Source organism: Nocardia sp. NPDC060220 (assembly GCF_042727815.1).
In the GTDB taxonomy this organism is placed as follows: domain Bacteria; phylum Actinomycetota; class Actinomycetes; order Mycobacteriales; family Mycobacteriaceae; genus Nocardia.
Genome location: NZ_JBHWZY010000167.1, coordinates 1 through 10,257, shown reverse-complemented (window position 1 = coordinate 10,257; position 10,257 = coordinate 1). Strand labels below are relative to the sequence as shown.

Annotated in this window: 9 protein-coding genes; 4 read left to right on the top strand and 5 right to left on the bottom strand. The window is 67.4% G+C overall.

The genetic code is table 11. The features are described from left to right. Positions 1-1,237 (bottom strand): MFS transporter (locus ACFWF3_RS11430; protein ID WP_379313570.1); only part of this gene is annotated, 1,237 nt, incomplete at its 3' end. Positions 1,238-1,321: 84 nt separating this feature from the next. Between ACFWF3_RS11430 and ACFWF3_RS11425 the strand changes: the two genes are divergently transcribed. Continuing rightward, positions 1,322-2,080, top strand: a complete 759-nt coding sequence (locus ACFWF3_RS11425; RefSeq protein WP_379313569.1) for a helix-turn-helix domain-containing protein — start codon at positions 1,322-1,324, stop codon at positions 2,078-2,080. A 59-nt stretch (positions 2,081-2,139) separates the two neighbouring features. On the opposite strand, the gene ACFWF3_RS11420 is transcribed toward ACFWF3_RS11425, so the two are convergent. The 3 genes from ACFWF3_RS11420 to ACFWF3_RS11410 form a co-directional block, all read right to left on the bottom strand. Continuing rightward, complete coding sequence (locus ACFWF3_RS11420) at positions 2,140-2,433, bottom strand: hypothetical protein (protein WP_379313568.1); 294 nt, start codon at positions 2,431-2,433, stop codon at positions 2,140-2,142. A 169-nt stretch (positions 2,434-2,602) separates the two neighbouring features. Then, complete coding sequence (locus ACFWF3_RS11415) at positions 2,603-4,195, bottom strand: MDR family MFS transporter (RefSeq protein ID WP_378990125.1); 1,593 nt, start codon at positions 4,193-4,195, stop codon at positions 2,603-2,605. Continuing rightward, entirely contained in the window at positions 4,192-4,830 is a 639-nt protein-coding gene (locus ACFWF3_RS11410; RefSeq protein ID WP_379313566.1) for a TetR/AcrR family transcriptional regulator, read from the bottom strand. The genes ACFWF3_RS11415 and ACFWF3_RS11410 overlap by 4 nt, the downstream gene beginning before the upstream one ends. Positions 4,831-4,963: 133 nt before the next feature. On the opposite strand from ACFWF3_RS11410, the gene ACFWF3_RS11405 reads away from it, so the two are divergent. Further along, the gene (locus ACFWF3_RS11405) at positions 4,964-6,157 is read left to right on the top strand and encodes an AI-2E family transporter (protein WP_379313565.1); all 1,194 of its coding nucleotides are present in this window, start codon (positions 4,964-4,966) and stop codon (positions 6,155-6,157) included. Here ACFWF3_RS11405 and ACFWF3_RS11400 read toward each other — a convergent pair. Beyond that, the gene (locus tag ACFWF3_RS11400; protein ID WP_379313564.1) at positions 6,154-6,792 is read right to left on the bottom strand and encodes a TetR/AcrR family transcriptional regulator; all 639 of its coding nucleotides are present in this window, start codon (positions 6,790-6,792) and stop codon (positions 6,154-6,156) included. The two genes, ACFWF3_RS11405 and ACFWF3_RS11400, sit on opposite strands and share 4 nt — an antisense overlap. 204 nt (positions 6,793-6,996) lie before the next feature. On the opposite strand from ACFWF3_RS11400, the gene ACFWF3_RS11395 reads away from it, so the two are divergent. Together ACFWF3_RS11395 and ACFWF3_RS11390 are read left to right on the top strand one after the other, a co-directional pair. Next, positions 6,997-8,418: an NAD(P)/FAD-dependent oxidoreductase gene (locus ACFWF3_RS11395; protein WP_379313563.1), complete on the top strand. Its 1,422-nt coding sequence runs from the start codon at positions 6,997-6,999 to the stop codon at positions 8,416-8,418. Continuing rightward, positions 8,411-10,201 carry an FAD-dependent oxidoreductase gene (locus ACFWF3_RS11390; protein ID WP_379313562.1) on the top strand — a complete coding sequence of 597 codons (1,791 nt, stop codon included), beginning with the start codon at positions 8,411-8,413 and terminating at the stop codon, positions 10,199-10,201. Before ACFWF3_RS11395 ends, ACFWF3_RS11390 begins: the two co-directional genes overlap by 8 nt. The last annotated feature ends 56 nt before the right edge of the window (positions 10,202-10,257 follow it).

Here is a 10,257-nt window from a genome sequence, read left to right as displayed (position 1 = left end):
GTTGCTGGACCGAGCTGAGGACGGCGGAGCCGATTCCGGCGTTGTCCTCGGTGGTGCCGGTGAGTGCGGTGACCGCCAACGCGGGCAAGCTCATCCCGCAGCCGATGCTGGTGACGAGCAGGGCGGGCAGCACCCCCGAGGCGTAGCTGTCGTGGCCGTCGATGCCCGACATCAGCACCAGGCCCACCGCGCTGACAAGGAGTCCGGTCACCAGCCCAGCACGCTCACCGAGCCGGTTCACCGCCCGCGACGACACCCACATCCCGGCCAGAATCCCCGCCCCGAAAGGCAGATACGCCAGACCCGCGATGAAAGGTCCGTAGCCGAGAACGGTCTGGAGGTGCAGCATCAACAGGAAGGCCATCGCGTAGAAGGCCGCGGAGAACAGCAGGGTCGCCCCATTGGCCACCGCTCGTGGCCGAAAAGCCAGGAACGACAACGGAACCAGCGGTTCTTCGGTGCGCCGCTCCACGATCACGAACGCCACCGCCAGCAGGACCGCAGCGATCATCGCCATCGTGGAACCGAGTTCGCCCCAACCGGTTTCGGACGCGCGCAGCAAGCCGTAGACCAGTAGCACCGGTGCGCCGGTGATGAGGGCCGCTCCCACGACATCGACCCGCGTACGTGGTCCACTCCGGCTCTCCGCGACCCACCGTGGCAGCAGCACCGAGGCCACGACAACGACCGGGACGTTGATCAGGAAAACCCACCGCCACGAAGCGAACCCCGTCAGAGCTCCGGAGATCACCAGCCCGGATGTGGCGCCCACCGCGGCCGTCGCGCCCCAGATGCCGATCGCCTTGGCGCGTTCGCCCGCACCCGGATAAAGCAGAGTGAGCAGCGCGAGCGCGGCCGGGCTCGCCATCGCCGCACCTGTGCCCTGGATGAATCGCCCCGCCACCAACTGCCACGGTTCCTGCGCGAGCGCGCACAACACGCTCGCCACGCCGAAAACGGCTACGCCGCTGAGGAACACCCGGCGCCGACCCAGGAGATCGGCCACTCGGCCGAACAGCAACAGGAACCCGCCGAAGGCGAGGATGTAGCCGTTCACCACCCACGCGAGACCCGCGGTGGTGAATCCGAGGTCGTCGCGCACGGTGGGCAGCGCGACACTGACCACGTTGTCGTCCAGATTCAGCATGAACTGGACCAGACAGAGCACGATCAGCACCGCGCGGCGCCGAGCCTCGTCTGCGCCCGAGCCGGATTCCGCTGTAGAGATCGAAGTCATGCATCGACGGTAGGCAGCGAAGACAGATGGCCGCTAGACGTCACCAGGCCAACTGATAGCGCATTGAGGACATAGTCTGGGGGTATGCCCGAACCCGCCTTCGAACCCGCTCCCCCCGGCGTGGGCGCGATCGTGGTCGGCAGCTTCCCGCTCGCGGCCGGACAGTGGACCCACGAGCACTACCACCCCCAGCACCAGCTGGCCTGGACACGCAGCGGCGTGCTCGGAGTCGCTGTGGGACAAGCGCATTGGATCGTGCCGCCGACCCGCGCGTTATGGCTGCCCGCAGGAGTCGCGCACAAGACCGGCGCGAGCCGCGACGCCGTGCTGTGCAGCCTCTATTTCGAACCGGACCGCTGCGAGCTGGACTGGTCCGAACCCACCGCGGTCCGCGTCGACGGCCTGCTGGCCCACTTGATCGTGCACCTCGCCCAGAGCACACTGGCCGATGATCAGCGGCTCCGCGCCGAGGCGGTCGTCCTCGACCTGTTGCAGCCGCTGCCCGCGACGCCGATCGACGTGCCCCACCCCGTCGACGAACGAGTACGCACAGTCGCCGACGCGCTACTGGACAACCCGGCCGACCCGCGCAGCTTGGAAGCCCACGCCCGGGCCGTCGGTGTGAGCCGTCGCACGCTCACCCGATTGTTCGTGCAGGACACCGGGATGAGTTTCGACCGCTGGCGCACCCACGCGAGAATCCAGGCCGCGCTGCCGCTGCTGGCCGACGGCCGGCCCGTCTTCCTCGTCGCGCACACCGTCGGATACGCCACCGCCAGTGCGTTTCTCGCGGCCTTTCGCCGAACGGTCGGCACATCGCCGCGGCGATACCTCGACGGCTGAGCCGAACAGCACCGAAGCCCCACGACCAACAGCTGATCGGCAGCCCCTGCCGCACTCCGTCAGCGGCCTCCGGTGGACCCGTCCACCGGACGTCTGACGCTGAGCTGCGACATCCAGGCGACGCTGTCGATCGTCGCGACCCGCACCTCGGTCGCGATCGCTTTCATGTGCCCCTCGTCGAAGAGCGCGAGCGAGGCGCTACTGATCGTCCCCGCCTCGTCGACGCCGGCCCTCCAGCTGTCCGCCAGCCGTTTGTTCATCTCCGCCACCGCGTGCCGGCGCACCCGATCCCAGCTCAGGTCCGGATGCACCTCGTTCACGGTCCCGGTGCACAGCCAGTCGTCGAGCGTCATTCCGAACAGTTCCGACCACTGCTCGGTATAGGTAGTCACTGACTCGCTCCTCTGATCGGCGCTGCGACGTCGCACGGTGTCCGACCTGAATGATAAGGCCGCCCTACCGAAATCGATAGCGGGCCTTATACATTCGCCGCAGCATCGGCCGGATCGGCAGGCGGCCCGCTCAGCTCTCCTTGACCAGGTCCGGCTCGGTCTCGGCCATCACCGCTTCACCACGCGCGACCATTCCCGCTTCGTCGGACAGTGTCAGATGCGGGATGAACAACGCGAGCGCGAACGCGAGCACCGCACCCGGGATCAGGTACCAGAACCCGGGGACCAGCGCGTCGACGTAGGCGCTGACGATCGCGTCGTGCAGATTGTCCGGCAGGTTCTTGACCACCGAGGGAATCAGTGCGCTCGGATCGATTTTCGCCGCCGCCGCTTCCTGCCAGTTCGCCTGGAACGCGCCGGTGAGGTTCTCGGTCAGCCTGCCGGTGAAGATGGAACCGAAGATCGCGATGCCCAGCGCGCCACCCATTTCACGGAAGTAGTTGTTGGCGCTGGTCGCCGTGCCGATCTGGTCGGGGGCCACCGCGTTCTGCACCACGAGCACGATGATCTGCATGATCAGGCCGAGGCCGGCGCCCATCACGAACAGCATGGCCGAGACCAGCCACATCGAGGTGTTGGCGTCCAGGCGGGTCAGCCACAGCATGTCGATCCCGATCAGCGCGGCGCCGATCGGCGGGTACACCCGGTAGCGACCGGTTTTGGTGATCGCGTTCATCGAGGTGATCAGCGTGAGCATCATGCCGATCATCATCGGGATCAGCAGCAGACCCGACACCGACGCGGAGGTACCGCTGGCCATCTGCAGGTAGGTCGGGATGAAGCCGATGGCCGCGAACATCACCAGGCCGACGAGGAATCCGATCAGCGAGGTGAGCACGAAGGTGCGATTGCGGAACAGCCACAGCGGCAGCATCGGCTCCTCGGCCCTCGACTCGACGAACACGAAGGCCGCGACCACGATGACGAGAGCGGCGATCATCGACACCATCACCGTCGAGCCCCAGGCGTACTGCTTGCCGCCCCAGTCGGTGATCAGGATCAGCAAGGTGGTCGCGGTCGACATGAGCACGATGCCGAGGTAGTCGGGCCGGAACTTGGGCCGATGGCTGGGGATGTTGAGGTAGCGGAAGGCGATGAACAGCGCGGCGATGCCGATCGGCACATTGATCCAGAAGCACCACCGCCAGTCGAGATGGTCGGCGAACAGTCCGCCGAGCAGCGGTCCGGCGACCGAGGTGATGCCGAAGACAGCACCCATCGGAGCCATGTACTTGCCGCGGTCCTTGGCGGGCACCACATCGGCGATGATGGCCTGCGCCAGGATCATCAGACCGCCGCCACCCACGCCTTGCAGACCGCGGAAGGCGATGAACTCCCAGAAGCTGGTCGACGCGGCGGCGCCGATCGACGCGGCGGTGAAGACGGTGATCGCGAACAGGAACAGCCATCGCCTGCCGAACATATCGCCGAGTTTTCCGTAGATCGGCATCACAATGGTGGTAGCGAGCAGGTAGGAGGTGGCGGTCCAGGCCATGTGCGAGACACCGCCCAGTTCGCCGACGATGGTCGGCATCGCGGTGCCGACGATCATCTGATCGAGGCTGGCCAGGAACATGCCCGCGATCAGAGCGGAGAAGATCAGCCAGATCCGCTTCTGCGTCAGGACGATCGGGGTGGGCGGCGAGTCGGCCGTCGTGGTCATCGGAGCGTCTCCCTTGTGCTGTCGTCCGGCCGGAACAGCCGGGAGGCCATGGCGCAGTGCTCGTGCAGCGCTGCCGCCAGCGACCCGTTCGGGTCGGCGGCCAGCGACATCGCTGCCCGCGTGGTGATGGTTGTCATGATTCCCGCGGTGAGCGAGGCGAATTCGGGGTCGACGTCGGCCCCGCACCTGGCCGCGAGGAGTTCGGCGATGGCGGCCTCCATCCGGGCGCCGGAGGCGATGAAGGCGGCGAGCACTCTCGGCTCGGCCATCACCAGTTTCGTGACCAGCGAGATACCCTCGCGCACTTCGCTTTCCGGCTGGAAGCCCGCGGCGTGCAGCCAGGTGAGGTCTTCGATGAGCACACCGGTCGGACCGCCTGCGACGAATTCGCTTCTGGCTTCGGGCGTACCGATCTCACCGATCGGGCCGACCACCGCGTCCAGCTTGGTCTCGTAGTAGTTGAAGAACGTGCGCGGCGAGACGCCCACGGCCTTGGCGATGTCGTCGACGTTCGTCGCGTCCAGCCCGTGCTCGACCGCCAATCGCCGCGCGGCGAGGCAGAGATCGAGCAGGGTCCGTTGCTTCTTCTGTTCACGCAGACCGACCGCGGCCTGTTTGACCGGCTCCTGAGTCACGCCCATAAATTAGCACAAACTGCAATATTTCAGGAACTGCAACTATTTGCCCGAGAAGCGGGCCGACTCTTCGGGCAGGTCGACGCCGCGTTGATGCCGGGAAAAGGACCGCCCCGGGGCGACACTGGAAGTCGTGGACATCGACCCCGGGGACAGCGCTGCGCAGGCGCCCGCGCGAACCAGAATGCCGACGTGGCTACCTCGGGCAATGGTGCTGGCACTGGCGTTCTTCGGACTGTTCCTGCTCGCGGACTGGGCGTTCCACCGGCTGACCGGCATCCTGATCATCTTGTTCGTCGCGTTCTTCATCTCGCTGGCGATGGAGCCGCCCGTCGCCCTGCTGGTGCGGCGGGGGGTGCCGCGTGGTCTCGCCACCGGCCTGGTATTCGTCGCCACCTTCCTCTGCGTGCTGGCCTTTCTCGCCGCACTGGTGACCCTGCTCGTGGAGACGGCGACCAACCTGGTCCATGAGACGCCACGACTGCTCGACGAGGGCGTGGACTGGGTCAATCACACCTTCGGACAGCACTTCACAACGCACGACCTGAGTCAACGGCTGCTGCGCGAGTCAGACCTGCTCGAGAGCTACGCGCACACCGCCGCCGACAATGCCTGGGGCGTGTCGACCACGGTCCTGGGCGGCTTGGCCCAGGTCCTGACCATCGCGCTGTTCAGCGTCTACCTCACCGCGGGCGGCCCGAAGGTGCGGCGCACGGTGTGCTCGCTCCTGCCGCCGGCACGCCAGCAGACCTTCCTGCACGCCTGGGACCTCGCCATCGACAAGACCGGCGGCTACCTGTTCTCGCGGTTGCTGCTGGCGATCGTCTCCGCGATCGTGCACGGGGTATTCCTGTCGATCCTGCACCTGCCCAACCCCATCGCGCTCGGGGTCTGGTTCGGCGTGATCTCCGCGTTCATCCCGACCATCGGCACCTACATCGCCGCGATCGTTCCGGTCTTCGTGGCGCTGACCGTCGACCCGATGGACGCGGTATGGATCATCGTGTTCGCGGTTGTCTACCAGTGGTTCCAGGACTATCTGCTACAGCCTCGGATCACCGCGCGCACCGTCGACGTCAATGCCGCGATCGCCCTGCTGTCGGTACTCGCCGGTGGCGCGCTGCTCGGCGCGGTCGGCGCACTGTTGGCCATTCCGGCCACCGCGACAGTGCAGGCGTTCCTGTCCGAGTACGTCAAACACTATGCGGTGACCGAGGATCCGCGCATCGATCAGACGACACCGCGCCGCAAACGTTCCGCCCACACAACCACAGCCGCAGCCGCAGCCGCAGCCGAGGACGCTGTCTCGCAGAAGGACAGCGACTAGGGCGCGTCCCCGTAGATGACGAGCCAGATCGCGCGACCGAGTGATTCGGCCAATTCATCCTCGCCGACACCGGTTTCGGCGGCGAAGGCGACCGAGATCGTGCGTTCGACCATCGAGGTGAGAATCAGGGCGGTGGCTCGGGGATCGAGCTGCGGCCCGACGCGGCCCGACGCCTGTTCGGCCGCCAGCCGGGCACGCACCAGTTCGGCGAAGGTCGCCACTCGGGAACGCCAGTAGGCACCGACCTCCCGGTCGTAGGAGCCCACTTCGGTCAGGGCGAGCAGCAGATAGCGATGGTCGCGGAAACCGCCGATCATCGCGCGCATGGCCAGCACGACTCCGGCCTGCTGATCGGTGTGCTCGGCACTCCACCACATCTCGGCCGCGGCGAACAGATCGGCGGTGGCCAACTCGGCCATCCGGATCAGCAGTCTGCTCTTGTCCGGAAAGTAGCGATAGAAGGTAGATCTCGCCGACCCGGACGCGGCGGCGATCTTCTGCACGGCGATCTCGGTGAACGGCGTGCCGTCGGCCAGCAGGTCTTCGACCGCGGTCAGGACCCGTCGTTCGAATTCCGCCCGCCGGTCGTCAGCGGGTTTGCGCGCCGATCGCGGGACACGGGTCAGTGAGGGCATCGGCTATCCGTCGCCGATGCCGCACCGGGTGCGCTGGCATTGCCCATGCGTCCCATTGTGCCCGTAGACCCGCGGGCCGCCGTGGTGGCGGGGGTAGGGGCCGCGGCAATCCCCCTGTCCCGGTTGGCTATTGACACCTGAATACGGCCCGCCTCATCATCAATCGGACACACTGTCCGAGACTCAGTGACCGAGGTGGTCTTCATGGTCGATTCCCCCGTCACCGCAGTCGAAAGGACCGACGTCGTCGTGGTCGGCGCGCGCTGCGCGGGGTCGGCTACCGCGGCGACACTCGCGAGGGCGGGTCGCGCTGTGGTCGTGCTCGACGCCGCCATCTTGCCGTCGGACACCCTGTCCACCCACCTGCTCTGGCCGGCCGGGCTGGCCGAGCTCCAGCGCCTCGACGCATTGGCCGCCGTCGAAGCACTCGGTGCGCCACGGCTGACCAGGGCCTACGCACAGGCCGCGGGCCACGGTGTCGGTTCCGGCTTTCCCTCGGTCGACGGCATCGACTACGCGATGTGCGTGCGCCGCACCGGACTCGACGCCGTGCTGGCGCGCACCGCGGTGAACGCGGGCGCGCAGGTGCGGCCGCGCTGCCGGGTCACCTCGGTGGTCTGGGACGGGAACCGTTGCGCCGGTGTGCGATACCTCGATGCCGCGGGCCAGACCAGGGAGATCCGCGCCGCGCTCGTTGTCGGCGCGGACGGGCGGCGCAGCACCATCGCCCGCGCGGTGGGCGCCGAACGACCGTTTCTGAGCGTGCCGAGCGGGCGCGACTGCTATTTCGCCTACTGGCGCGATGCCGCCGACGCTCCCCGCCACATCGCCGCCCAGTGGCGTGTCGGTGCCGACCTCGGCACCGCCTTCCCGTGCGACGACGGCCTGGTGCTCAGCCTGGTTCAGCCGCCCACGGTCAGCGACCTCGGACGCGGTCCCGGTGTGGCGGAACGCCGCTACGCCGAGGCCCTGGCCCGGATTCCGGATTTGACCAGCCGACTGCGCGGGTGTGAGCGCGTGGGCCGGATCCGTTCCGCCACCGGCATTTCCTCGTACTTCCGCCGTTCCGCGGGCCCGGGCTGGGCATTGCCCGGCGACTCCGGACACTTCAAAGATCCCGTCACCGCGCAGGGCATCCGCGACGCCCTGCACTATGGACGCACGCTCGCCGAGTCGGTCGACGAGGTTCTCCACGACCCGCGGGCTCTCGACGCTGCCCTGTCGGAGTGGGAGCGCCGCCGCGTCGTCGAGTGCCGCGAGATCTTCCACTGGACGAATCGGCTGGCACGTGGTGAAACGTTGCGGCCCTTGGAGATCGAGCTCTACCGCACCGCCGCCGACGACCCGGAACTGGCGGAGATCACCGCGGGCATCTTCTCCCGCACCCACCGGCCCGCCGAGCTGTATACCCCGTCCCGCGCCCTGGGCCTCGCGGTCCGCGCCTCGGTCCACCAGTGGGCACATCTGCCCGCCGTCCTCGTCGACGTGGCACGCGAGATCCGCGACTCGACCAGCGAATGGCGAACCACGCGGACAACCCTGCGCGGCAACGCAACCGATGACTGCCCACCACCGAACCCACCTTTCACCCTCACCACCGCAGGTCCAGGAGAACACCATGCCTGATCAGCCGACACCGTTGTCAGCACCGATCACCCGCCGCACTGCGCTGCGCGCCGGGCTCGTCGCCGGAGCCGCACTAGCCGTGACTCCCCCGGCCTTCGCCGCAGCGACGACTGCCCGGCGTTCGCCACTACTGCGCTCCGGCGGCAAGTCGGTGGCGATATTCGGTGGCGGCATGGCCGGGCTCAGTGCCGCGCACGAGCTGGCCGAGCGAGGCTACGACATCACCGTCTACGAGCCCGCGTTCCTCGGCGGAAAAGCCCGCAGCATGGGCGTGCCGGGAACCGCGTCGCCCGGTCGTCAGCATCTGCCGGGTGAACACGGGTTCCGATTCTTCCCCGGCTGCTATCAGCATGTCCCCGACACGATGAGCCGAATCCCGTTCCCCGGCAACCAGAACGGTGTGCTCGACAACCTGGTGCGGGTCGAGGGCACGGTCGCCGGATTCCAGGACCTGCCGCCGATCTTCGCCCCGGTCGAGCTCGGTGGACTGAGTCAGTTGACGCCGGAACTGATGCAGAACAGCATCATCGGCGCGCTCGGCTTCATCCCCGACCTACCACCACACGAGCTGGCGTTCTTCGCCAAGCAGATGCTCGTGTGGTTCACCTCCAGCACCGAACGACGCTTCGGCCAGTGGGAATACGTGACCTGGGAACAGATCATGCAGGCCGAGGGAAAGTCGCCCGCATACCGGAAGTACCTGGTGAACGCGCTCACCCGGATCACCGTCGCCGCGAAGCCGCAGACCAGCTCCGCACGAACCATCGGCACGATCGGCGAGGCGCTGGTCCTGGCCGCGTCCGGCACGGTTGCGCAGTTCTCCGGTGGCGTCGACCGAATCCTCAACCGCCCGACCAACGTCGCCTGGATCGATCCGTGGGTCGACTACCTGCGCACGCTCGGCGTCCGCTTCGTCATGGGGCAGGGCCTGGCCGCATTGCGGATGGCCGGCGGTCGCATCGCCGCTGCGACGGTCAGCGGAACAGGTGGGACCACGACAGTGACAGCCGACCACTATCTGTGCGCCATGCCGGTCGACCGCGCGGTCGACCTCCTCGACGACACGATCATCGAGGCCGATCCGCGCCAGGGCGGGATGCGAAACCTGGTCACCGACAGGATGGTCGGCATCCAGTACTACCTGCGCCGCCCCACCGACATCCCCGAGGGACACATCGCCGCGTTGGGCTCCCCCTGGGCCCTCACCGCGCTGCGCCAAGCCCCCATGTGGGTGGGCGACTTCCCTGCCACCTACGGCGACGGCTCGGTGCTGGAATGTCTGTCGGTCGACATCTCCGACTGGGACACACCCGGAATCCACTTCGGCCGCACCGCCAAGGAATGCACCGCCGCCGAAATCGCCATCGAGACCTGGGCGCAGCTCAAAGCCTGGCTCAACACCGGCACCGACTGGCTACGCGACGAAGACATCCACTCCTGGCATCTGGACCCCGGCATCACCTGGTCGGGAACCACCATCCACAACGAAACCCCGCTGCTGGTCAACACAGTCGGCTCCTACGACAATCGTCCCGACGCACACTGCGCGATTCCCAACCTCTATTTCGGCGGTGATCACGTCCGCCACCACATCGACCTGGCCACCATGGAGGGCGCCAACGAATCCGGTCGCGCGGCGGCCAACGCCATCCTCGACGCCGCCGACGATCCGAGTCCCCGCGCCCAGATCTTCCCGCTGGTCTCCCTCCCCGCTTTCGCTGCCGCCAAAGCCATCGACGCGGACCGCTTTCGCGCCGGTTTACCTCACCTGCTCGACGGCTGACCCTTGACCATCCGCAGTTTCTGGTGCACGCTGACACCACATCATTGTGGTGTCAG